Origin of the sequence: Myxococcus llanfairpwllgwyngyllgogerychwyrndrobwllllantysiliogogogochensis (assembly GCF_006636215.1) — a bacterium.
In the GTDB taxonomy this organism is placed as follows: domain Bacteria; phylum Myxococcota; class Myxococcia; order Myxococcales; family Myxococcaceae; genus Myxococcus; species Myxococcus llanfairpwllgwyngyllgogerychwyrndrobwllllantysiliogogogochensis.
Window position 1 is genome coordinate 14378 of sequence record NZ_VIFM01000092.1, and the last position, 23251, is coordinate 37628.

Sequence of the window (23251 nt, forward strand, 5' to 3'; positions counted from 1 at the left end):
CCTCCAGCAACGGCATCCCCTTGAGCTTCAGGGGGCGCGAAAACCACGGCGCCTGTCACACGTAGCGTGAGGCGCTCCAGTCGCGCGTGTACGCGGCGTTGCTCAGCGTCGGGGGCGGCGGACCATCTCGATGTGCGGGATGCCGTCCTCGTCGTAGATGTCACCCTCGGCGACGAAGCCGAGGCTTGTGTAGAAGGCCCGCAGGTAGTCCTGCGCGGAGATGCGGATGTCCGCGTCGGGGTAGAGGGCTTCGAGCCGGGTGATGCCTCGCGCCGTCAGCTCTCGTCCCAGTCCACGCCCTCGCGCCCTGGGTGACGTCACCACGCGGCCCAGGCTGGAGGCGCCGGGGAACTTCACGTCGGGTGGGAGGATGCGCAGATAGGCTGAGAGGAAGGACTGAGGGCCTGCGTCCTCGAAGGCGAGGAGGTGGAGGGCGCTCCGGTCCAGCCCGTCCACGTCCAGGTAGAGCGACTTCTGCTCCACGATGAACACCTCCTGGCGCAGGGCGAGCACGTCATACAGCTCGTCCAACGTCAGCTCCGAGAACGCCTTCCATTGCCAGTTCGGCATGCGGAAGGCGTCTACCACGGATGCTCGCTCCTTGCGGAGGTTCAGTCGGTGCGGGACTCAGCTCTGGTGTCGTGGGGAATCTCCGACAGCAACACGTTGAGTGCATCCACCTCTTGCCGCACGTGGTCCGGCCGGGACTGGACGATGTCGATGGCGCGCTGGAGCGCGTGCCTCGCGGCGTCGAGCGCCTGGTGCTCGACGTGGAGCCTCGACAGGTCCGTGAGCAGGGGCACCAGATACGGGTGTTTTTCACCGGCGGTCTGCTCGAGTCGACCCACCGACTCCTGAAGCAGGGGATAGGCGACCGGGTGCTGGTGTTCTCCCAGGACGACTGCCGCATGGTGCAGGGCGAGGGCGGCGGCCAGGCGGTCCCGCTCCTCGTCCGTCACGTCCACGGGCGGGGCGGCCTCGTGGCCCTGACCCTCCAGTGTGTTCTCCAGGTTCGAAAGCAGCTCTCCGCCCAGCTCGGCCGTGAGCGCTTCGCCATCGGCGAACAGCGTCAGCGCGGACGTGTCTTCGACAGGGCGGTGACCAGGGAGGCCCGCCACGCGTTCGATGCGCTCGGAAGGAGGCGGGTGGGTGTCGTACGCGTCCACGGGGCACGCGAAGAGCTGCGCATGCATGAACGCCTGGAACTCGAGCGGCGTGTCCCGGGCCACCACGTCGATGGTGTGGAACAGGTCCTTCGTGGGCCTTCCCGTGGCGCGCAGCCCCACCGTCACGCTCATTCCGCGCTTGAACGCGTCACTGCCCTCCACCGTCTTCGTCAGCGCGCGAGCGAAGGTGTCGCCGCCATAGGCGAGCGCGGACACCCGGTCCGCGAGCAGCTCCCTGCGGCGTCCGTGCCCGGCGGTGATGCGCAGGTGGACGAAGAAGTACGTGCGCAGGAACCACCACACCGGATTGATGGAGGCCCAGCCCGCCGCCTGGATGGCGTGGAGCATGCGGACCATCTGGATCTGGATGCGACCGATGATGGGAGTCAGCCGCGTCTCGCCATGGGAGAAGTGGCCATACTCGTGCGCGAGGATGGACTTGAGTTCGGAGACCGTGAGCAGTCGCACGACGCCCAGCCCCAGTTGGAGGACCCGCTCACCACGTCCCAGCAGCCCCCTCAACCGTCCTCCTCGCTCGCTCACGCCGATTCCCGTGCCCGCGTCGATGAGGACGCGGTCCACCTTGCGCGACTTCGCGACGTCCGCCACTTCCTCCAGCGCGGCGAAGAGGCGCGGGGCCTCCTCGCGTTTCAGCGCGCGGCCTTCGTCTGGCTGGGCGTCGCGGAAGAACAAGCCCCGGAAGATGCCGATGATGCCACCGAGGCAGGCAATCACCACGATGAACAGGAGCTTCACCGGGATGACGGGCATCATGGCCATGGCGAGGAGCAGTCCTCCGAACACGGCCAGGGTCAGCACCACCATCATCGGCACGGCGACGTAGAACAGCAGGGACGAGAACCAGAGCACCGCGATGTAGAGCCGGTCCACCAGTCGCTCGCTCGCGGTCTGTTCCTCACGCAGCAGGTGCAGGTCGCTCGCCTGGAGCCGGCCCAACTGCGCCGAGGACAACGCTCGGCCCGCGAGCCAGGAGAGCAGCAGCCCCAACCCCAGGAACAGCGCCATCCCGAGGGGAATCCCCACCAGCAGCCACCCCCTTCGCCGGTCCTCGAACCGCTCCTCGACGACCCGCAGCAGTCCCTGGGTGGCGCCCAGCTCTCGGGCTCGCCGGACCGCTTCCCGCGCGGCCTCGTCGTCTCCCCGGGTCTCCAGAATCACGGCGAGCAGCGCATGGCCCTCGCCATTCCAGGGCGCGAGCGCCGTCAGTCGCCGTGCATGGGCCAGCGCACCCTCGACCTCGCCCGCCTCGAGGGAGCGAATCCCCGCGTCAAAGAGCGACTCCGGGTCGTGAGCGTTCACGCCGTGCTCCGACGATATCCCCAGGCGCGCTTCCTCCATGGCCGACAGGTGCCGTCGGACGGCGTCGAGCTGACCTTCGACCTCCTCGCGATGCCTCGGGTCGATGCCGCGCGCGAGGGCCTGACTCAGCGCCGTCTCGGCCTCGGCGAAATGGCCCCGCTTGAGGCGCAGCCGCCCGTGGAGCCAGTGCGTCGCGGGATGCTCGGGGGCATCCGCGAGCAAGCGGTGGAAGTTGCGCAACGCCTCTTCCGGCTGGTCGTTCCGCAAGGCCGCGTCAGCCTGCTCATACGCGGCCTGAAGCCCGGGGGCGCCGTGGAAAGGGGGCTGCTCGGTCGCCGAGGCCGGAGCCTGGGAGGCGAAGAACAGGACAAGAACCAACGCGTACATGTACTTCCTCGGAACTGGCCCCTGATGCCCACTCTAACACGGGCTCCGAGCAGAGGCCCGACCGCCGGCCTGGCCCGCGAGGTGGGCGTCGCGGTGGGGGCCCGACAGGGAGTCTGGGCAAGCCGCCGGGGAGGCCATTATACCTAGGCCGCCATGACCCCTCTGTCGCAGACGTCGCCCGTTCCCGGGGCCGCCCAGGATGTGGACGCCCTGGTTTCGTTGCTGCGCGGACGGCGCACCGTGGTGCTCACCGGCGCGGGTTGCAGCACCGAGTCAGGCATCCCGGACTATCGCGGGCCGGGCACGCGGGCCCGGGCGCGCAATCCCATCCAGCACCGGGAGTTCCTCCAGCGCCCCGAGGTGCGGGCCCGCTACTGGGCCCGGAGTCTGCTCGGCTGGCCCCGCTTCGCTTCCGCCCACCCGAACCCCGCGCACCGGGCGCTGGCCGCGCTGGAGCAGGGTGGACATGTCCCCGGCCTCATCACCCAGAACGTGGACCGGTTGCACCACGCCGCGGGCAGCTCGCGCGTCATCGAGCTGCACGGCGCGCTTGCTCGCGTGCGCTGTCTGGACTGTGGAGCGCAGGAGGCGCGTGTCGACCTGCAGGCGCGACTGCTGGCGCTCAACCCGGACTTCTCCCACCAGGTGCTGGAGCTTCGGCCGGACGGTGACGCGGAGCTGTCGTCGGAGGCGCTCCAGTCCTTTCAGGTGCCCGCTTGCGTGCGCTGTGGCGGGACGCTGAAGCCGGACGTGGTGTTCTTTGGCGATAACGTGCCCGCGCCCACGGTGACGGAGGCGTTCGCCTTGCTGGAAGAAGGGGACGCGCTGCTGGTGGTGGGCTCGTCGCTCGCCATCTACTCCGGCTATCGCTTTCTCGTCCGCGCCGCAGAGCGCCACGTGCCCATCGCCATCCTCAACCTGGGCGAGTGTCGTGGCGTGGAGCTGGCGGACCTCCGCGTGGAAGCGAGCGCTGGAGACGTGCTGCCCAGGCTCGCCGAGGCGCTGGCGCGAAGCTGAGCGCGTCGTCGCCCGTCAGGGCAGGCGCACGTGCGTGGTGAGGTGGTCCACGAAGGCGCGCACGCGCGCGGGCAGGTGTCCGCCCTGGCTGAGGAAGAGGGCATGGATGACCTCCGTGTCGCCGGGGTTGTGCTCCTCCAGCACGGCCACGAGGCGGCCTTCGTCCAGGTCGTCCTTCACCTGGAAGCGCGCCAGCCGTGCCAGGCCCACTCCGGCCAGCACCAGTTGTCGCAGCGCTTCGCCGTCGCTCGCCTGGATGTTGCCGACCGGGGACAGCGAGAGCTGCGAGGAGGACTCCGTCAGGGGCCAGCCCTCGATGGCGCGCGCGTAGCTGAAGCCCAGCCGGTTGTGTGACGCCAACTCGCCCGGAGTCTTCGGCACGCCCTGGCGCTTCAGGTAGTCCGGCGAGCCGACGATGACCATCCGCGTCTCACCGAGCCTGCGCGCGGTGAGCTGGGAGTCCTTGAGCTGCCCGTGGCGAATGGCCACATCCGTGCGGTCATCGAGCAGGTCGATGAGCTTGTCCGTCAGCGTGAGGTCCACCGTCACCGACGGATATCGGGCGAAGAAGCCGGGGAGCAGGGGGATGAGGATGCAGCGCCCGAAGGCTGGGTTGGTGTTGATGCGCAGTCGCCCACTGGGCTCGTCGCTCGCGGCGGCACCGCGCTCCGCCTCGTCGAGCTCACCCAGGATTCGCACGCTGCGTTCATAGAAGCCGCAGCCTTCCGGCGTGAGCTGGAGCGCGCGCGTGGAGCGATTGACCAGCCGAGCCCCCAACCGCTGCTCCAGCCGGGCCACCAGCTTGCTCACCGCGGAGGGGGTCATCCGGAAGGCTCGCGCCGCGGCGGAGAAGCCTCCCAGCTCCACCACCTTCACGAAGACTTCCATCTCTCCGAAGCGATTGACGTCCAGGCGAGCCATGGTGAGCCGAACTCACAAGTCCTATTCCGCACGTCGCTCTACCGCAGCGAATTCGCCCCGTCCATACAAGGCCCCATCCAACTTCTTCACGGGAGGGCCGCGAATCATGCCGCTGGCCTTGTTCGCATTGACCGCGGGCGCCTTTGGAATCGGCGTCACGGAGTTCGTCATCATGGGCTTGCTGCTGGAGGTGGGCACGGACCTGGGGGTCTCCATCTCCACGGCGGGCCTGCTCATCTCCGGCTACGCACTGGGCGTCGTGGCCGGCGCCCCGGTGCTGACCGTGTTGACGGGACGCTGGTCCCGCAAGCACGTGCTGCTGGGGTTGATGGTCATCTTCACGCTGGGCAACATCGGCTGCGCGCTGGCGCCCACCTACGGCACGCTGATGGCCGCGCGGGTGTTGACCGCGCGCTCCCACGGCACGTTCTTCGGCGTGGGCTCCGTGGTGGCCACGGGCCTAGTGCCGGTGGACAAGCGCGCGTCGGCCATCGCCATCATGTTCACCGGCCTGACGGTGGCGAACATCCTCGGTGTACCGCTGGGCACGTGGCTGGGGCAGTCGCTCGGATGGCGCTCGACGTTCTGGGCCGTGGCGCTGATTGGCCTGCTCGCCGTGGCGGTGATTGCGCTGTTCGTGCCGCGTGACGAGGCGTCGCAAGAGGCGAACGACTGGCGCGCTGATTTGCGGGCCCTGGGCCGGCGGCCGGTGTTGTTGGGGCTGTTGACGACGGTGCTCGGCTTCGCCGGGGTGTTCACCGTGTTCACCTTCATCGCGCCCATCCTGACGCGGCTCAGCGGCTTCTCGCCGACGGCGGTGTCTCCCATCCTACTCGTCTTCGGCGGTGGGCTGGTGGTGGGCAACCTCGTGGGCGGCAAGCTCGCGGACCGGCGGCTGGTGCCGTCCATCCTCGGCAGCCTCGCGGTGCTGGCGCTGGTGCTGTTCGGGATGACGTTCGTCCTGCATGACCGCGTCCTCACGGTCATCGCCATCGGCCTCTTCGGCGCGGCGGCGTTCGCCACGGTGCCGCCGCTTCAGATGTGGGTGCTGGAGAAGGCCGAAGGGGCCGGTCAGAGCCTCGCGTCGAGCCTCAACATCGGAGCCTTCAACCTGGGCAACGCGCTGGGCGCCTGGTTCGGTGGCGTCATCATCGACCGCGGCCCGGGCCTGGGCGCCGTCACGTGGGTGTCGGCGCTGGTGCCGGTGTCCGCCATCTTCATCGTCCTCCTGGCGCTGCGCCTGGAGTCCCGCGAGCGCCGCCTCGGCGCTCCCAACGAACGAATGCTGCAAGGAGGAGTGTCATGAGCACGGTCAACAAGGTCGCCCTCGTGGTGGGCGCGCAGGGTGTCATCGGTCGCAACCTCATCGAGCACCTCGAGTCGCTGGGTGACTGGGAGGTCATCGGCCTGTCCCGGCGAGGCGGCCCTTCCTCCGAGCGCGTGCGGCACGTGCAGGTGGACCTGCTCGACGCGGAAGACTGCCGCGTGAAGCTGGCGAACCTGGGCCATGTGACGCACATCTTCTACGCCGCGTACCAGGAGCGGCCGACGTGGGCGGAGCTTGTCGCGCCCAACCTGGCGATGCTCGTCAACGTCGTGGACGCCATCGAGCCGGTGGCCGCGGGCCTGCGCCACGTCAGTCTCATGCAGGGCTACAAGGTCTACGGCGCGCACCTGGGGCCCTTCAAGACGCCGGCTCGGGAGACGGACCCGGACCACATGCCGCCCGAGTTCAACGTGGACCAGCAGCGCTTCCTGGAGCAGCGGCAGAAGGGCAAGGCGTGGACGTGGACCGCGTTGCGTCCGTCGGTGGTGGGCGGCGTAGCGCTCGGCAACCCGATGAACCTGGCCCTGGTGATTGCCGTCTATGCGTCCATCTCCAAGGAGCTGGGGCTGCCGCTGCGCTTCCCTGGCAAGCCCGGTGCGTATCACTCGCTGCTGGAGATGACCGACGCGGGGCTGCTCGCGAAGGCGACGGTGTGGGCGGCGACGGATGCGCGCTGCGCGAACCAGGCGTTCAACATCAACAACGGCGACCTGTTCCGCTGGAGCGAGCTGTGGCCGAAGATTGCCCGCTACTTCGGGCTGGAAGTCGCGCCTCCGCTGCAGATGTCGCTCGACGTCGTCATGGCGGACAAGGCGCCGCTCTGGAAGGCGATGACGGAGAAGCACGGGCTGGCGGGCCACTCCTACCAGGACGTGTCCTCCTGGCGCTTCGGTGACTTCGTCTTCTCGTGGGACTACGACATGTTCGCCGACGGCACCAAGGCGCGGCGCTTCGGCTTCCACGAGTTCGTCGACACCGAGGCGATGTTCCTGCGCCTCTTCGATGACTTCCGCCGCGCGAAGGTCATTCCCTGATTCCTCGGGGTGGCGCTTCTGGAGTTGAGCGGGCCTGGGGGGTGGGGAACAATCCGGGGATGGCTCACGGCGACGGAATGCAACAGGTCATCGGCTTCATCCTGGAGCTGGACAAGCTCAAGGGTGTCACGCGCAAGGTCAAGCCGTTGGGCCTTGCTCGCTACGAGAACTCCGCGGAGCACAGCTGGCAGTTGGCCATGCTGGCCCTCTCCCTGTCCCACCATGCTCCGCCTGGGATTGACCAGGACCGCGTGGTCCGGATGCTGCTGGTGCATGACGTGGGAGAAATCGACACCGGAGACACGCTGGCGTTCGTGGAGGGCGGGTGGAAGGAGCGCAAGGCCGCGGAGCTGGCCGCGGTGGAGCGCATCTTCGGTTTGTTGCCCGCGCCCCAGGGCCCTGCGTTCCTCGCGCTCTGGAAGGAGTTCGAGCAGGCGGAGACTCCCGAGTCCCGGTACGCGAACGCGGTGGACCGTGCGATGCCGGTGTTGCTGAACCTCTCCAACGAGGGACAGAGCTGGCGGGAGAACGGCGTCAGTCACGCGCGGGTGGTGGCACGCATCGCGCCCCCCATCCAGGCGGGGTGCCCCGCCCTGTGGGAGTACCTGGAGGGCCGTCTGGAAGAGGCCCGCCAGCGTGGCTGGTTCGGCGCGTGAGTGAGCGCGTCGCTCAGGCGGCCTGAGGTGTGCGGGACGGAGGCGCGGGGACGTGCCCCGCCCGCACCAGATAGTCGCCGAAGCCCTCACCCTGCTGTCGCTCGCTCGCATACGCCGCGAACAGTGGCTCCAGCACCGAGAGGATGGTCGCCTCGTCGATGTTCTCCCGGACCAGTCGGTTGAGGCGCTGGCCCCGGGCATCCCCGCCCAGGTGGAGGTTGTAGCGACCGGGGGCCTTGCCCACGAGGCCAATCTCCGCGAGGTAGGGGCGCGCGCAGCCGTTGGGGCAGCCGGTGATGCGCAGCAGGATGTTGGCGTCCTGGAGGCCATGCGCCTGGAGTCGGCCCTCCACGCGCCCCACGAAGGTCGGCAGGTAGCGCTCCGCCTCGGCCATGGCGAGGGCGCACGTGGGCAGGGCCACGCAGGCGAGCGCGTTGCGCCGCAGCGGACTGGCGGTCCGGAAGCTCTCCAGTCCATGGGCCCGGACGAGCGCGTCGATGTGCTCCTTGGACTCCGGGGGCACTCCCGCGATGACGAGGTTCTGATTGGGGGTCAGCCGGAAGTCGCCGGCATGCACCTGGGCAATCTCGCGAAGCCCCGTGAGGTGGAGCGCGCCGGGCCGGTCCGCCACGCGGCCACTGTCCAGATGCAACGTCAGGTGCCAGCGCCCGTCGTGGCCCTCCCTCCAGCCGAAGCGGTCTCCGTTGTGCTCGAAGGTGAAGGGCCGCGTGGGCTCCAGCTTGAAGCCAAGGCGGCGCTCCAGTTCCTCGGTGAACCAGGCGACGCCCCGGTCCTCCAGGACGTACTTCAGGCGCGCGCGCTTGCGGTTGCCCCGGTCTCCGTGGTCACGATGAATCTTCAGCACCTCCTCGGCCACCGCGAGCATCTGTTCGGGAGGCACGAAGCCCAGCACATCCGCCAGCCGGGGAAAGGTGTTGGCGTCACCGTGGGTCGCGCCCAGGCCGCCGCCCACCGCGACGTTGAAACCCTGGAGGACGCCGTCCTCGATGATGGCGATGTAGCCCAGGTCCTGCGCGAACAGGTCCACGTCGTTCTCGGGCGGCACCGCGACCGCGGCCTTGAACTTCCGGGGCAGGTAGGTTGCGCCGTACAGGGGCTCCTCCTCGCCGCCGGCCACCTTCTCCTCGTCCAACCAGAGCTCGTAGTACGCGCGAGTCTTGGGCAGCAGGTGCTCGGACAGGCGCACCGCCCAGCCGTACACCACTTCATGCACGCGGGTGTCCACCGGGTTGGGATTGCACAGCACGTTGCGGTTGACGTCGCCGCATGCGGCCAGCGTGTCGATGAGGGCGGCGTTGATGCGCGCGATTGTCGGCTTGAGGTCGCCCTTGAGGATGCCGTGCAGTTGGAAGGCCTGCCGCGTGGTGATGCGCAGGGTGCCGTTGGCGTGCTCACGCGCCAGCCCGTCCATGACGAGCCACTGCGCGGCGGTGCAGACGCCCCCGGGGAGCCGGGTGCGCAGCATGAAGCTGTAGTCCGGCTCCAGCTTTTGCTGGCGACGCTCCTCGCGGAGGTCCCGGTCATCCTGCTGGTAGCTGCCGTGGAACTTGATGAGGCTGGTGTCCGGCGTGGAGATGGCGCCCGTCACCGGGTCCGCCAGGCTCTCCGCCAGCGTTCCGCGCAGAAGGCGGCTGTTCGCCTTGATGTGCTCCACTTCGGAGAGGGGCTTGGGCTGGGTGCTCATGTCATTGCTCACAGTCAGAAGGATTCAGTAGACGTCACGCAGGTAGCGCCGCTCGTCACGCAGCGTCTTGAGCCAGTCCTCGGCGTCCTCTCGGCCGCGGCCACCGTGCTCGGCGATGACGTCCACCAGGGCCGCGTGGACATCCGGTGCCATGCGCTGGGCATCGCCGCACACGTAGAGGTGGGCGCCGCCTTCCAGCCAGGTGTAGAGCTCCTTGCCCGCCTCGCGCAGCCGGTGCTGGACGTAGACCTTCGCCGCCGTGTCGCGGGAGAAGGCGAGCGAGAGCTTGTGGAGCGTCTTCTTCTTCAACGCCTCCTGCCACTCCGACTGGTAGAGGAACTGGCTGCGGAAGTGCTGCTCTCCGAAGAACAGCCAGTTGCGTCCGCGCGCGCCGACCTCCGCGCGCTCCTGCACGAAGGCCCGGAAGGGCGCCACGCCCGTGCCGGGGCCAATCATCACCACGTCCCGGTCCGTGTCCTCCGGCAGCCGGAAGCGCTCGTTGCGCTCCACGAAGACCCGCACCGAGTCCGCGTCCGCCCCTCGCGTGGACAGGTGGGATGACGCGGCGCCAAGGTGGCGCTCGCCGAAGGCCGTGTAGTCGACCACCGCCACCGTGAGGTGTGCCTCCTCACCCACGCGCTTGGGACTGGAGGCAATCGAGTACAGCCGGGGCGTCTGCTTGCGCAGCGCGAGGACCAGTTCCTTCGCGCTCCACGGCGCGGGGTGCTGGCGAAGCACGTCGATGACCTGATGACTCTTCAGCAGCGCGCGGAAGGCCTCCGCGCCCGTGGGCGTCAGCACGGACTGGAGCGCGGTGCTCGCGCCGAGCGTGGCGTGTCGCTCCAGGAAGGGCCGGCTCAGGCGCGTCAGCTCCAGTCCCTCCGAGAGCCACACCGCCAGCGGGAGCGTCTTCCCGTCGCGCGTCACCGGCTCCGCGCCATCCAGTCGCTGCTGCCTCAAGACGGCGTCCACCAGCTCCGGTGGATTGGGTGCCCACACCCCCAACGCGTCGCCCGGCGCGTATTCCAGACCGGAGCCTTCGAGGGAGATTTCAACGTGGCGGACGTCCTTGAGCGCGCCTCGTCCGGTGATGCGCTGGTTGACCAGCACGGTCGCGGAGAAGGGGGCCTCCTTGCCCACGGTGGGTGTCGCCGTGGCGCCTCTCAGCGGGACGATGGTGGCGACGGAGGGCGTGCGCGGTTCGAGCGCCTCGCGAGCGCGACCAAGCGTCTGGTCCAACCAGCCCGTGGCGATGGGCTCGAAGTCCAGGTCGCAGTCGGCGCGCTCCACCAGCCGCGTGGCACCCAGCTCCGCCAGTCGCGCGTCGAGTGCCCGCCCCACCTCGCAGAACTTCGGATAGCTGGTGTCCCCGAGTCCGAGCACTGCGTAGCTCAGGCCCTCCAGTCGGGGAGCGCGCTTGCCCAGCAGGTGCTCGCAGAACCCACGCGCGTCGTCGGGAGGGTCTCCGTCTCCTTGCGTGCTGATGACCACGGCCAGCAGCTTCTCGCGTGCCAGCTCTCGCACCGGGTACTCACTGGCCCGGATGATGCGCACGGGAAGGCCCGCGCTCTCCGTCTGGTGCTTGAGTCGCTCGGCGATCAGCCGGCTGTTTCCCGTCTGCGTGCCGTAGACGATGGTGAGGGGCGCGGCGGGTGTCGCCGTGGGAGCCATGGCGACGGACGCCGCCGTGGAGACCGCACCGGGGCGTGCCGCGAGGCCCGCGGCGTAGCCACTCAGCCAATGAAGCGCCGTCGGGTCCAGCCCCGCCACCAGCTCCAGCAGCAACGTGCCCTTCTCCGCGCCCAGCAATGCGCCGATGAAAGGAGGCGGGGACAGGGTGAGATTGCCTGGGGAGGAGGCGCTCATGTCGCGTCCTCCCGTGGGGCGGTGAGGCGTCGTGCCCACTGCTCCGGGGCCTCCGCGTCGTCCAGCTCCCACCAGCCCGTGCCCGCGTCATGGGCTTCCTCTCGCAGCGCACGCCGGACCTGGGGCGCCTCCGCGTAGACCAGGGCGAACAAGCCCGCGCGCGCCAGGGCCAGGGCCACTTCCACATCCCCGGGCACGGTGGCGACATGGCGGCCCAGGTTGAACAGCTCACGCTCCAGCGCGAACGCGCGACTGGCCGCCTCGGGTGTGGCGGGAAGCAGGACGACGGCGCCGACCTGGCCCAGCCGTCCGTGTCGCTCGGCGCTCGTGACGAGCGACGCACCGGCGCGCGAAGTGGACTCCGCGGGGCCGAGCACCATGCCCGCGCCCACGGTGTCGTGGGTGAGCGCGTCGATGACGATGAAGGCCCCCGTGCGCCGGTTCTCCTGGTACGGGTCGCACAACAGGGGCCGGCGGCACACCAGCCGGACGCGGCCGATGTCGTTGAGCGCCAGCGACTCCGAGGGCACCTCCGAGAGGGTCTCCAGCTCCTTGCGCCAGAGCACACGCTCGAACTGCGCGGGTGCAGTGCGCGTGGTCTGCTTCACCAGGTAGCGGCGAGTCACGTCCAGCGGCTGCTCACCGAACCACACCAGCATCGCGTCCAGGTGTTGTAGCGCCAGGGGCGGCTGGTCCACGTGGGCGAGCAGGTCGCCTCGGCTGGCGTCCACGTCGTCCGTGAGCAGCAGTGTGACGGAGTCCGTCGCGGAGGCTTCCTCCTTGGCGCCGTCGAAGGTGTCGATGGCCTCCACGCGCGTCCTGCGACCCGAGGGCAGCACCTGCACCTCGTCTCCCACGCGCACCGTACCGGAGGCCACCTGGCCCGCGAGTCCCCGGTAGTCCTGATGGGGCCGCAGCACGTACTGGACGGGGAAGCGGAAGGGCGCGCCGTCGAGCCTTCGCTGGTGAGGAAGCGACTCCAGCCAGCCCAGCAGCGTGCCGCCCTCGTGCCAGGGTGTGCGGGGACTGAGGCGGGTGATGTTGTCGCCCCGGCTGGCGCTGACGGGGAACAGGCGCACGCCCTCGAAGCCCAGCGTGCGCGCGAAGTCCACCAGCTCGGAGCCGATGCGCTCGAACGTCGCGCGCTCGTAGCCCACCAGGTCCATCTTGTTCACCACCACCGCGAGGTAGGGGATGCCCAGCAGCGAGGCGATGTACGCGTGGCGCCGCGTTTGCGGCAGGACGCCGAGTCGTGCGTCCACCAGGATGACGCCCGCGTCCGCCGTGGAGGCACCCGTGGCCATGTTGCGCGTGTACTGAAGATGTCCTGGCGTGTCGGCGATGATGATCTTCCGCAGCGTCGTGGACAGGTACCGGTACGCCACGTCGATGGTGATGCCCTGCTCTCGCTCGGCACGCAGGCCGTCGGTGAAGAGGGAGAAGTCCAGCTCCTCCTCGTCACCCGCGCCCGCCGCGGCCTTGAGCCCCTGCGCCAGCAGCTCTGGAGGAAGCTCCGTCCGGGCGGCGGCCCGCTTCGCGCTGGCACGTCGCACCGCGGAGATCTGGTCCTCGAAGAGTCCGTCGCACTCGAAGAGGAGTCGGCCGATGAGCGTGGACTTGCCATCGTCCACCGAGCCCACCACCGCGAGCCGCAGCAGCGCCCGGTTGGAGTGCTCGTCGAGGAGTCGTTGGATGTCGGGTTGCGCAACGGCCTGGAGTGCGGTGTCCATCAGAAGTACCCCTCGCGCTTCTTCAGCTCCATGGAGCCTTCTTCGTCGTGGTCGATGAGTCGGCCCTGGCGCTCGGACTGACGTGCGTGGACCATCTCGTGGATGACGGCCTCCACCGTGGTGGCGGATGACTCGATGGCTCCGCTGAGCGGGTAGCAGCCGAGCGTCCGGAAGCGCACCCTCCGGAGCGTGGGCCGCTCCCCGGCGCGCAGGCGCATGCGTTCGTCATCCACCATCAGCAGCGTGCCACCCCGGTCGATGACGGGGCGCTCGGCGGCGAAGTAGAGCGGCACCACCGGGATTTTCTCGCGCAGGACGTAGTGCCACACATCCAGCTCCGTCCAGTTGGACAGGGGGAAGACGCGCATGCTCTCGCCCGCGTCCACGCGGCCGTTGAAGAGGTTCCACAGCTCCGGCCGCTGCCGGCGCGGGTCCCACTGACCATGCTTGTCCCGGAAGGAGAACACGCGCTCCTTGGCGCGGGACTTCTCCTCGTCGCGGCGGGCTCCACCGAAGGCCGCGTCGAAGCCGTGCAGCGCGAGCGCTTCGAGCAGCGCCTGCGTCTTCATCGCGTGCGTGTACTTCTGGCTGCCGTGGTCGAAGGGGTTGATGCCCTCGGCGAGCGCCTTGTGGTTCTGATGGACGAGCAGCCGCAGGCCGTGTCGCGCGATGAAGGCGTCGCGAAACGCGTACATGTCCCGGAACTTCCACGTCGTGTCGACATGGAGCAGCGGGAAGGGCAGGGGCGCCGGGTGGAAGGCCTTGCGCGCCAGGTGCAGCAGCACCTGCGAGTCCTTGCCGATGCTGTAGAGCATCACCGGGTTGGCGAACTCCGCCACCGTTTCGCGGAGGATGTGGATGCTCTCCGATTCCAGCTCCTCCAGGTGCGTGGAGCGTGCATGGGTCGTGTCAGTCATGTCCCGCCTCCGCGAACCGGGGGACGGAGTCTCCCGTCGCCGTGTGATTCCTCGCCGCGAGCGAAGGGAGCCGAGCGCGCAGCGCGACGACTTCGCCCACCACCAGCAGCGAGGGAGAGCCCAGTCCGGCCTTGCGCGCCTCCTGGGCGACGGTGCCCAGGGTGGCCTCCACCACGCGCTGGTGTTCCCAGGTGCCTGCTTCCACCAGGGCGGCGGGCGTGGAGGCCGCGCGACCCGCGGTGACCAGGGCCGCCGTCGTCTCCTCCAGGCGGTTTCCCGCCATGAACAGCACCAGCGTCTGGGCGCGTGCGAGGAAGCCCCAGTCAGGCGCTCCCCCCGCGCGGAACGCCGTGGCGAAGGTCACCTCACCAGACATGTCCCGATGGGTGACGGGAATGCCCGCGGAGGCGGGCACCGCGATGCCCGAGGAGATGCCGGGCACCACCTCGTAGGGGATGCGCGCGGCCTCCAGCGCCAGGGCCTCCTCCCCGCCGCGACCGAAGACGAACGGGTCTCCGCCCTTGAGGCGCACCACGGTGCGGCCGAGCCGTGCCTGGGCGATGAGCACCGCGTGGATGGCCTCCTGTTGTACCGACTCGCCCCCACCTTCCTTGCCCACGTAGATGAGCCGGGCGTGCGGACGCGCGTGCTCCAGCACTCCGGGGTGGATGAGCCGGTCATGCACCACCGTGTCCGCCTCTCGCAGCAAGCGCGCCGCGCGCAGCGTGAGCAGCTCTGGATCTCCAGGGCCCGCACCCACCAGGTACACGCGCCCTCTCGACGACTCCTTCATGTGAACTCTCCAGACGACTTGAAGGTCTTCAGTTCCGAGCGAAGCCGAGCCACCGCGGCCCCTCGCTCACCGCGCGCGAGCAGCGCGCCAGGCTCTCCCTCCACCAATTGCTTCAGCAGGCGCTGACGCCGGGGACCACGAGGCAGCCGTCGGCGCAGCCATCCACTCAGCCTCGCCAGCCAGACGTGGTGGGGCGCGACCTGGGCCCCCAGCTCCCTGCGCAGGTGGCGCGCCAGCGCGGGGGCCTGACCGGCGGTGGAGACCGCCACGGTGATGGGGCCTCGTCGCTCCACCGAGGGCAGGGTGAAGTCGCACAGCTCCGGCTCGTCCGCCGTGTTCACCCACAAGCCCAGCTCACGCGCCTCGGCCGTCAGGTGTTGATTCACGGCGGGCTCATCCGTCGCGGCCAGCACCAGCGCGTGGCCGCGTACATCGCCGGAGGCGTAGGCCCTGCGCTCCCAGTCCAGACGTCCCTCGGCGGCCAGGCGTTGGAGGGTGTCGGTGACGTCAGGGGCTATCAGGTGGAGCCGCGCGCCCGCTTCGAGCAGGGCCAGGGCCCGGCCTTCGGCCACGGCGCCTCCGCCCACCAGCAGGACGCGGCGGCCTTCGAGCCGGAGGCAGACGGGATAGTCGATAGGGGTAGAGGTCGCCATGGCGAGAGTCCGCGTCACCGAACGGGGTGCAGTCCGCACTCGCTGTGCTCTCGTGACTCCCACCACCACCGGCCCGCGCGCTCGTCCTCGTACGGCTTCACCGCGCGCGTGCACGGCGCGCAGCCGATGGACGGGTAGCCCCGGTCATGCAGGGCGTTGTACGGGACGGCGTTCGCCTGGATGTAGCTCCACACCTGTTGCCGGCTCCAGGCCGCCAGGGGGTTGAGCTTGAGCAGTCCGCCGTGGTCGCGGTCGTGCTCGACGACGGCGACCTCGGTGCGGTTGGCGGACTGCTCGCGCCGCAGCCCCGTCACCCAACCGTCCAGTCCCTGAAGCGCGCGACGCAAGGGCTCCACCTTGCGGATGGCGCAGCATTCCTTGCGCGCGTCGAGGCTCCGGCGAAACGAGAAGTAGCCCTGGGTCGACTCCAGCGCCTCGACGCGGGCTCGCTCCGGGAAGTAGGTCTCCACGGGAATGCCGTAGCGATTGCGGACGACCTCGATGAGCTCGTAGGTCTCCGACGGCAGGCGACCGGTGTCGAGGGTGAAGACGCGCAGGCTGGGCGCGTGCTTGCGCGCCAGGTCGATGAGGACCATGTCCTCCACTCCGAAGCTCGAGGCGATGGCCGCGCGCGCGCCGAGCCGCTGCTCGACCCAGGCGAGAATCTCCTCGGTGGTGGCGGCTTCGAGCGACGCGGCTTCCGCGAGCAGGGCCGAGGGCTCGCGAGCGATTCCAAGGGCGGGGGACGACGACACGACGGACACGGTGGACTCCAGGGGCTGAAAAGCAGACGGCCCGCGCCTCTTTCGAGGGCGGGCCGCGCGAGCAGGGGAGAAGGGATGGAACCGCTATCCGCTCCTCGAGGCTCGGGGCCCGCCTGTCGGCGGACACACCTCACACGCACACGCCAGACAGCACGCACAGCGGGCCCCGTGGGGCGCCTGCTGCGTCGCGACTGGCTGGGTGGAGAGAAGGTGCATGAGGGAGCGTCGGGAAGCGGTGTGCGGGAAACAACGGAACAGACCCAGACCTCGGGACGGAGGTGGGGCCAGGCGAGGCGCGGAGGGAATCAGGAGGCTTCCGGCGCGCGCTTCAACAGCCCAGGCCCGAGAGGGCACAACAGGCACACGACCGACAGCAGCGGCGGAACAGCGCGGCCATCGGAGTGGAAGGCGTCAACACGGAACGGCAAGCTAACGGCTGTCACCTCGCGCCGTCAACCTGACCTCCCTGTCCCGAGGGGTACTCAGGTGTCGCTTGTCCCACCCGCCCGCCTCGTGACGGTGGAAGTCTCCAGTCGGTGCGGGGACGCGGTGGGTTCCAGGGTCGCGGGCGTATCGACCCGCAGCGCGGAGCGGTCCAGCTCACGGAGCCGGGGACGACCCAGCAGCGCGAGCGTCCGGTCAATCTCCGAGGTGAGGATGTCCAGCGACAGCTCCACGCCCGCCTGTCCGTCGGCCGCCAGCCCGTAGAGGAACGGGCGACCCACCATGCAGGCGCGTGCGCCCATGGCGACGGCCTTCACCACGTCGGAGCCTCGGCGGATGCCCCCGTCGAGGATGACCTCCGCTCGGCCCTCGACTGCATCCACCACCTCCGGCAGCACGTCGATGGCGCCCGGGAGGAAGTCGAGCTGCCTGCCTCCGTGGTTCGAGACGATGACGGCCTCGACACCCAGCGAGACGGCCTGTCGCGCATCCTCCGCGCAGGTGATGCCCTTGAGCACGAGCGGGCCGGTCCAGATGGAGCGAAGCCACTCCACGTCCTTCCACGTCACCGAAGGGTCGAACTGGCTGTTGGTGAAGCGCGCGACACCCACCGCGTCGGTGCGGGTCAGCGAGGGATGGTCCACGAAGTTGCCGAAGGTGGCTCGGGGGCTCTTTGACATGCGCAGCACCCAGCCCAGGTGGCGCAGCACGTCCATCACATTGGAGAACTGGACGCGAGGAGGCAGGGTGAAGCCATTGCGCCGGTCCTGCTCCCGGTTGCCCATGACGGGCACGTCCACCGTGAGGCACAGCGCGCGATAACCCGCCGCCTTCGCGCGCTCCACCAGCGCACGCGTGACGCTCCGGTCCTTCCAGACGTAGAGCTGGAACCAGAGTGGGGAGGGCGCCGCGGCGGCCACTTCCTCCAGGGTTCCGATGGACATGGTGCTGAGGGTGAAGACGGTGCCTCGGCTCGCCGCGGCCTTCGCGGCCAGCTCTTCACCCCGAGGCGCGAGCAGCCCCGCGAGCCCCGTGGGGCCCAGGATGATGGGGGTGGCCAGCTTCTCTCCGAGCAGCGTGGTGGAGTGGTCCACCGCGCTCACGTCCACCAGGGCCCGCGCTCGGAAGAGATAGCGGTCGAAGCCGCGTCGGTTGGCGCCGGAGGTGAAGCCGTCGTCGGCGGCGCCCTCCACGTAGTCGAAGACGGTTCGGGGCAACCGGCGTCGTGCTCGCTGGCGCAGGTCATCGATGCTGACAATCACGATGCGTGCTCCCTCGGGGCCCGACACCCCAGAGCATCCACTCCGGGAGCGGGCCTGCTGACGTTAGCAGCCCCGACGTGGGGGACCGCGCATCGGGCGTGCATCAAGCTGCGTCTCGCTTCAGCGCGGCGAGCAGTCGCGAGAACAGCTCGGCCAGCGTGGTGACGTGGGGCGCGCGCAGCATCGTGTAGTGGTCTCCCGGTGACTCGTACACCGTCGGCGCGGTGGCAAGCCACGGGCCCCAGCCCAGGTCCGCCGTCACGGTGAGCCCGGGGAGCGGCGTTGCGGCCTTGATGAGCACGGTGGTCCCCTCATACGGCGCGCCCGTGGGCACATAGCCACGCTGGGCTTCGCTCAGTCGCTGGTAGAGCGCGAAGAGACGCTCCGCCGCGTCGACGTCCAGGTCGAAGGCGTGCGTGGAGGCGCGGCGGGTCAGCTCCAGCAGATAGGCGAGCCGCTCCCGGCCTTCGAGGCGGGTCAGTCGCTCCGGGTCCACCGGGAGGTCTCGCCACGGCAGACCGAGCACCTGTCCGAAGGCCGCGAGCTGCGACAGTGCATCCGGTGTCGGACGCGGCTCCGGCTTGGGGGCATGGCTGTCGATCATCGCCAGCAGCTCCACCTGCTCGCCTGATGCCTGGAGCCGACGCGCCATCTCGTAGGCGACGAGCCCGCCGAAGGACCAGCCCGCGAGCAGGTAGGGGCCATGAGGCTGTACGGCGCGAAGCTGCGAGAGGTAGTCACGCGCGAGGATCGCGACGGACGCGGGAGGCAACTCGCCTCCATCGATGCCGCTCGCGGAGAGGCCGTGAATGGGCCGGCTCGGCGCGAGCTGCCGAACGAGCTCCGTGTAGCCCAGCGCGCTGCCGCCGCCTCCGTGGACCAGGAACAACGGGCGCTCGGTGGAGGTGCCCGAGTCGAGGCGCACGAGGTTCGGCGTGGCGCGCGTGCCGTCCTGCTGCTGCTCCAGGAATGGCGCCAGACGCTCGATGCTGGAGCCCTGGAAGAGCGCGGTGACAGGGAGCGAGACTCCCGTGCGCTCGCGAATCCGCGCCATCAGCTTGATGGCGAGGAGTGAGTGGCCGCCGAGTTCGAAGAAGTCGTCCTCGATGCCGACCTGGGGGACGCGAAGGACCTGCGCCCAGATGGAGGCGAGCAGCTCCTCGGTGGGCGTGCGCGGCGCGACGTAGGTGGAGGAGGGAGCCGAGAGGACGGCCTCGGGAGGAGGCAGTGCCTTGCGGTCAATCTTCGCGTTGGAGGTGAGCGGGAGCGCGTCCAGGCGAAGGAGCGACGACGGCACCATGTACTCAGGGAGCCGAGACTTGAGGAAGGCTCGGAGGGAGACGGCGTCCAGGTCGTCGCCGACGAAGTAGCCGACGAGGCGCTTGTCGCCGGGGACGTCCTCGCGAGCGATGGCGATGGCCTCGCGGATGGAGGGATGCGCGAGCATCGCGGCTTCGACTTCGGGCAACTCGATGCGGAAGCCGCGCACCTTCACCTGCGCGTCGGCGCGACCGATGAAGGCGAGCGTCCCGTCGTGGCTCCAGCGGACAAGGTCGCCGGAGCGATAGAGGCGCGCCCCAGGGACGGAGGAGAACGGGTCCGGGATGAAGCGCTCCGCGGTGAGTGAAGGCTGGCCGACGTAGCCGCGAGCCAGGCCGTCACCACCGATGAAGAGCTCACCGGTGATGCCAATGGGGACGGGCTGAAGCGAGGCGTCGAGGACGAGAAGGCGGGTGCCGTTGGTGGGCCTGCCGATGGGCATCGTTGCGCCAACGTCCTCGGGTCGAGCTGCAAGGAAGGTCGTGGCGAAGACGGTGGATTCGGTCGGGCCGTAGCAGTTGGTGACGGAGATGCCCCAGTCCTGCAACGCGCGTCGGACATGAAGGGGCGAGACGATGTCGCCACCCGTGAGGACGCGCTGGAGTGAAGGAGGCGCGGGGAGGCGACTCTCGACGAGCTGGGAGAACAGACCACTGGTGGCCCAGAGCGTGGTGACGCCATGGCGGGCGACGGTCTGGAAGAGCTCTTCGAGCGAGGGGGCCTGAGGAGGGAGGACGACGAGGCGCGCGCCGTGGAGCAGGGCGCCCCAGATTTCGAACGTGGTGGCGTCGAAGGAGATGGGCGCGAGGAGGAGGTGGGTCTGCTCGGGCCCGAGGTGGGTGAAGTCGACGCCGATGAGGGTGTGGATGACGCCGCTGTGGGTGCAGCCAACGCCCTTGGGCTTGCCGGTGGAGCCGGAGGTGAAGTCGATATAGGCGAGCGACTCGGGAAGCGCGGACGACGGCAGGGCTGCGGTGGGGCTGTTGGTCAGCGACACCTCATCCAGGAGGACGCACGTCAGGCCATCGGCGGGCACCTTGTCGAGGACGGCCCGCGTGGAGATGAGGACCTGGGGCTGAGCGTCCTCGAGCATGAATGCAATGCGCTCGCGCGGATACTTCGTGTCGAGGGGGACGTAGGCGGCGCCAGCCTTGAGGATGGCGACGAGGGCGATGATGAGCTCCGCGGAGCGCTCGATGGCGATTGCGACGCGGGAGTCGGTGCGGACGCCGAGCGAACGCAGGTGCCAGGCGAGCTGGTTGGAGCGCTCGTCGAGCTGACGGTAGGTGAGGGAGGTGTCACCGAAGAGGAGCGCGACGGAGTCGGGCGCACGTGCGACGACGTCGGCGAAGACGGCGGGCAGGGTGGACTCGGGCGAGACGTGCGCGGGAGCGGTGGCCCAATCCACGAGGAGGTTGTGCCGCTCCTCGATGGTCAGCATTCCGTGAGCGCGGACCGGGACGTCGGGGCGCGCCACGAGAGCTTCGACGAGCAACTCGAAGTGTCGAGCCATCCGCTCGATGGTGGAGCGCTCGAAGAGGTCGGAGTTGTAGCCCAGACCACCGAAGACGCCTTCAGACGTCTCCGTCAGGTTCAACTGAAGCTCGAACTTGGCGGTGACCGCCACGCTGCCCAGGTCCACCGGACTGAGCGTCAGCTCCGACTTCTGGACGGCGGACTCGGGCGTGTTCTGGAGGACGAAGAGCGCCTGGAATAGCGGGCTGCGGCTCATGTCACGCGCGGGCTGAAGCTCCTCGACGAGTCGCTCGAACGGAATGTCCTGATGGGCGTAGGCACCCAGCGCGGACTCCTTCACCTGCCTCAACAGCTGGAGGAAGGACGCCCGTGAGTCGATGCGGGCGCGAAGCACGAGCGTGTTGATGAAGAAGCCGATGAGCCCTTCGACTTCCGAGCGGTGGCGGCCGGCGATGGGCGAGCCGACGGCGATATCATCCTGTCCCGAGTAGCGGGAGAGCAGGAGCTGCCACGCCGCGAGCAGCAGCATGAACGGTGTAGCGCCTTCACTCTGGCCAAGGGCCTTGAGCTGCTCCGAGACGGCCTTCGAGAGGAAGACCGGAAGCGTGGACCCTCGGAACGTCTGGAGCGGAGGTCGCGCCTTGTCGATGGGCAGCTCCAACGAGGGAGTCCCGGTGAGCTGGTTGCGCCAGTAGGAGAGTTGCTGGTCCAGCACCGCACCCTGGAGCCAGTCACGCTGCCAGACGGCGTAGTCGGCGTACTGGATGGAGAGCGGCGCGAGGGGCGACGGCCTGCCGTGGGCGAAGGCGTCGTACAGCGCGGCGACCTCCTGGGTGAGCACGCCCATGGACCAACCGTCGGAGACGACGTGGTGCATGTTGAGCGCGAGTACGTGCTCGGTGTCGCTCAACTCGAGGACCTGAGCGCGGATGAGCGGACCCGTGGAGAGGTCGAAGGGCCGCTGGTACTCCTCTTTCAGTCTGCGCTGGACCTCGCTGTGAGACGTCTCCGCGTCGAGGCCTCGGAGGTCCACGCGCACCATCGGGAGTTCGCCCACGGGAGAGATGCGCTGGAAGGGTTGCCCATCCAGCTCGAAGAACGTGGTGCGGAGCGCTTCATGACGGCGGACGAGTTCATCGAAGCTGAGCTGGAGCGCGTGGATGTCGAGATGCCCGTCCAGCCGGACGAAGGAGGGCATGTTGTAGATGGAGCTGCCGGGCTGGAGCTGGTCGATGAACCAGAGGCGCTGCTGAGCGAAGGAGAGAGGCAGCGGGCCGGAGCGCGGCACCGGGAGGATGGGGGGAGGCTGAGAGGTGAGGCTCTCCTGCGAGGCCGCGAGGATGCGCGCGGCAAGGGAGGCGACGGTGGGGGCCTCGAAGAGGGCGCGGAGGGGAAGCTCGACGCCGAAGGAGGAGCGGACGCGAGAGATGACCTGGGTGGCGAGGAGGGAGTGGCCACCGAGTGCGAAGAAGTTGTCGGTGACGCCGACGCGCTCCAGGCGGAGGACGGTGGCGAAGAGGGAAGCGAGCTTCTCTTCGTCGGGGTTGCGAGGAGCGACGAAGGAGGAGTCGCCCCGCAGGGAGTCGGCGTCAGGAGCGGGAAGCAGCTTGCGAGCAAGCTTTCCGCTGGGAGTCAGGGGGAGCGCCGCCAGGGAGAGGAAGGCGGAGGGCACCATGTACTCAGGCAGTCGCTTGAGGAGGAAGGTGCGCAGGGCCTCGGAGTCGAGGGCGGTGTCGGGAGCGAGGACGACGTAGCCGATGAGGCGCTTGTCGCCCGGCACGTCCTCACGGACGACAGCAGCGGCGTCGCGCATTCTTGGCGCGGTGCGAAGGACGGACTCGACTTCGCCCAACTCGACGCGGAAGCCACGGACCTTCACCTGGAAGTCGAGGCGGCCGAGGAACTCCAAGGTGCCGTCGGCGCGCCAGCGAGCGGCGTCGCCGGTGCGGTAGAGGCGCGAGCCGGGCACACCGGAGAAGGGATTCGGGACGAAGGCCTGAGCGGTGATGTCGGGGCGGGCGAGGTAGCCGTGAGCGAGGTGGGTGCCGCCGACGTACACCTCACCCGAGACGCCAATGGGGACGGGCTGGCCGAGCGAGTCGAGGACGTAGAGCTGAGTGTGGCCGACAGGCGAGCCGATGGAGGGCAGTCGAGGCCAGGAGGAGGGTGCGCCCTGGAGGCGGAAGGCAGAGACGACGTGCGCCTCGGAGGGGCCGTATTGATTCTCAAGGACGCTGCCCGGGAGCTTCTCGAAGAAGGAAGCGAGGGTGGCGTTGACCTGGAGTTGCTCGCCGGCGGTGACGACTTCGCGAAGGGCGGAAGGAAGCGTGGCGCCGTGAGAGACGGAGTCCGCCATGGCCTGGAGAGCGACGAAGGGGAGGAAGAGTCGCTCCACCTGCTGGCGGTGCATGAAGTCGAGCAGGGCGGGGATGTCCTGGCGGAGTCCCCCGGTGGGCAGGACGACGTGGGCGCCGACCCACCAGGAAGCGAAGA

General features: G+C 69.2%; 16 protein-coding genes. 4 read left to right on the forward strand and 12 right to left on the reverse strand.

The window, feature by feature from the left end; translation table 11 throughout:
* Positions 1 to 102: 102 nt before the first annotated feature.
* The gene (locus FJV41_RS22680; protein WP_141644632.1) at positions 103 to 570 is read right to left on the reverse strand and encodes a GNAT family N-acetyltransferase; all 468 of its coding nucleotides are present in this window, start codon (positions 568 to 570) and stop codon (positions 103 to 105) included.
* Between the two features lie 41 nt (positions 571 to 611).
* Positions 612 to 2873: a tetratricopeptide repeat protein gene (locus tag FJV41_RS22685; RefSeq protein ID WP_141644617.1), complete on the reverse strand. Its 2262-nt coding sequence runs from the start codon at positions 2871 to 2873 to the stop codon at positions 612 to 614.
* Between the two features lie 153 nt (positions 2874 to 3026).
* Here FJV41_RS22685 and FJV41_RS22690 point away from each other — a divergent pair, with 153 nt between their 5' ends.
* Positions 3027 to 3890, forward strand: coding sequence for an NAD-dependent protein deacetylase (locus FJV41_RS22690; RefSeq protein ID WP_141644618.1), 864 nt, complete (start codon positions 3027 to 3029; stop codon positions 3888 to 3890).
* Between the two features lie 15 nt (positions 3891 to 3905).
* Here the strand turns inward: FJV41_RS22690 and FJV41_RS22695 are convergent, their stop codons facing one another.
* Entirely contained in the window at positions 3906 to 4811 is a 906-nt protein-coding gene (locus tag FJV41_RS22695) for a LysR family transcriptional regulator (protein ID WP_141644619.1), read from the reverse strand.
* A gap of 106 nt (positions 4812 to 4917) precedes the next feature.
* Between FJV41_RS22695 and FJV41_RS22700 the strand changes: the two genes are divergently transcribed.
* The 3 genes from FJV41_RS22700 to FJV41_RS22710 are packed head-to-tail and all read left to right on the forward strand — an operon-like array spanning position 4918 to position 7828.
* Positions 4918 to 6117: an MFS transporter gene (locus FJV41_RS22700; protein WP_141644620.1), complete on the forward strand. Its 1200-nt coding sequence runs from the start codon at positions 4918 to 4920 to the stop codon at positions 6115 to 6117.
* Positions 6114 to 7172 (forward strand): SDR family oxidoreductase, encoded by a 1059-nt coding sequence (locus FJV41_RS22705; protein WP_141644621.1) that lies wholly within the window; start codon positions 6114 to 6116, stop codon positions 7170 to 7172. Before FJV41_RS22700 ends, FJV41_RS22705 begins: the two co-directional genes overlap by 4 nt.
* Before the next feature lie 59 nt (positions 7173 to 7231).
* Positions 7232 to 7828 carry an HD domain-containing protein gene (locus FJV41_RS22710; protein WP_217439887.1) on the forward strand — a complete coding sequence of 199 codons (597 nt, stop codon included), beginning with the start codon at positions 7232 to 7234 and terminating at the stop codon, positions 7826 to 7828.
* Positions 7829 to 7841: 13 nt separating this feature from the next.
* Here the strand turns inward: FJV41_RS22710 and cysI are convergent, their stop codons facing one another.
* The 9 genes from cysI to FJV41_RS22755 all read right to left on the reverse strand — a co-directional run.
* Positions 7842 to 9533, reverse strand: coding sequence for an assimilatory sulfite reductase (NADPH) hemoprotein subunit (gene cysI, locus FJV41_RS22715; RefSeq protein WP_141644623.1), 1692 nt, complete (start codon positions 9531 to 9533; stop codon positions 7842 to 7844).
* 24 nt (positions 9534 to 9557) lie between these two features.
* Positions 9558 to 11399 (reverse strand): assimilatory sulfite reductase (NADPH) flavoprotein subunit, encoded by a 1842-nt coding sequence (locus FJV41_RS22720; protein ID WP_141644624.1) that lies wholly within the window; start codon positions 11397 to 11399, stop codon positions 9558 to 9560.
* Entirely contained in the window at positions 11396 to 13129 is a 1734-nt protein-coding gene (locus tag FJV41_RS22725; protein ID WP_141644625.1) for a GTP-binding protein, read from the reverse strand. The genes FJV41_RS22720 and FJV41_RS22725 overlap by 4 nt, the downstream gene beginning before the upstream one ends.
* Positions 13129 to 14046: a sulfate adenylyltransferase subunit CysD gene (gene cysD / locus FJV41_RS22730; RefSeq protein WP_141644626.1), complete on the reverse strand. Its 918-nt coding sequence runs from the start codon at positions 14044 to 14046 to the stop codon at positions 13129 to 13131. The genes FJV41_RS22725 and cysD overlap by 1 nt, the downstream gene beginning before the upstream one ends.
* On the reverse strand, positions 14039 to 14839 hold the full coding sequence (cobA, locus tag FJV41_RS22735) for a uroporphyrinogen-III C-methyltransferase (RefSeq protein WP_141644627.1): 801 nt from the start codon (positions 14837 to 14839) through the stop codon (positions 14039 to 14041). The genes cysD and cobA overlap by 8 nt, the downstream gene beginning before the upstream one ends.
* The gene (locus FJV41_RS22740; RefSeq protein WP_141644628.1) at positions 14836 to 15492 is read right to left on the reverse strand and encodes a precorrin-2 dehydrogenase/sirohydrochlorin ferrochelatase family protein; all 657 of its coding nucleotides are present in this window, start codon (positions 15490 to 15492) and stop codon (positions 14836 to 14838) included. The genes cobA and FJV41_RS22740 overlap by 4 nt, the downstream gene beginning before the upstream one ends.
* Positions 15493 to 15506: 14 nt before the next feature.
* Entirely contained in the window at positions 15507 to 16256 is a 750-nt protein-coding gene (locus FJV41_RS22745) for a phosphoadenylyl-sulfate reductase (RefSeq protein WP_141644629.1), read from the reverse strand.
* Between the two features lie 482 nt (positions 16257 to 16738).
* A complete protein-coding gene (locus FJV41_RS22750) occupies positions 16739 to 17962 on the reverse strand; it encodes an alpha-hydroxy acid oxidase (RefSeq protein WP_141644630.1) in 1224 nt (407 codons plus the stop codon).
* A 103-nt stretch (positions 17963 to 18065) separates the two neighbouring features.
* Positions 18066 to 23251, reverse strand: a 5186-nt coding sequence (locus tag FJV41_RS22755; RefSeq protein WP_141644631.1) for a non-ribosomal peptide synthetase, incomplete at its 5' end; no start/stop codon positions are given.

Coding starts and splice junctions, on each gene's coding strand:
- FJV41_RS22680 (WP_141644632.1), bottom strand. CDS start 570: ATGCCGAACTGGCAATGGAAGGCGTTCTCGGAGCTGACGTTGGACGAG.
- FJV41_RS22685 (WP_141644617.1), bottom strand. CDS start 2,873: ATGTACGCGTTGGTTCTTGTCCTGTTCTTCGCCTCCCAGGCTCCGGCC.
- FJV41_RS22690 (WP_141644618.1), top strand. CDS start 3,027: ATGACCCCTCTGTCGCAGACGTCGCCCGTTCCCGGGGCCGCCCAGGAT.
- FJV41_RS22695 (WP_141644619.1), bottom strand. CDS start 4,811: ATGGCTCGCCTGGACGTCAATCGCTTCGGAGAGATGGAAGTCTTCGTG.
- FJV41_RS22700 (WP_141644620.1), top strand. CDS start 4,918: ATGCCGCTGGCCTTGTTCGCATTGACCGCGGGCGCCTTTGGAATCGGC.
- FJV41_RS22705 (WP_141644621.1), top strand. CDS start 6,114: ATGAGCACGGTCAACAAGGTCGCCCTCGTGGTGGGCGCGCAGGGTGTC.
- FJV41_RS22710 (WP_217439887.1), top strand. CDS start 7,232: ATGGCTCACGGCGACGGAATGCAACAGGTCATCGGCTTCATCCTGGAG.
- cysI (WP_141644623.1), bottom strand. CDS start 9,533: ATGAGCACCCAGCCCAAGCCCCTCTCCGAAGTGGAGCACATCAAGGCG.
- FJV41_RS22720 (WP_141644624.1), bottom strand. CDS start 11,399: ATGAGCGCCTCCTCCCCAGGCAATCTCACCCTGTCCCCGCCTCCTTTC.
- FJV41_RS22725 (WP_141644625.1), bottom strand. CDS start 13,129: ATGGACACCGCACTCCAGGCCGTTGCGCAACCCGACATCCAACGACTC.
- cysD (WP_141644626.1), bottom strand. CDS start 14,046: ATGACTGACACGACCCATGCACGCTCCACGCACCTGGAGGAGCTGGAA.
- cobA (WP_141644627.1), bottom strand. CDS start 14,839: ATGAAGGAGTCGTCGAGAGGGCGCGTGTACCTGGTGGGTGCGGGCCCT.
- FJV41_RS22740 (WP_141644628.1), bottom strand. CDS start 15,492: ATGGCGACCTCTACCCCTATCGACTATCCCGTCTGCCTCCGGCTCGAA.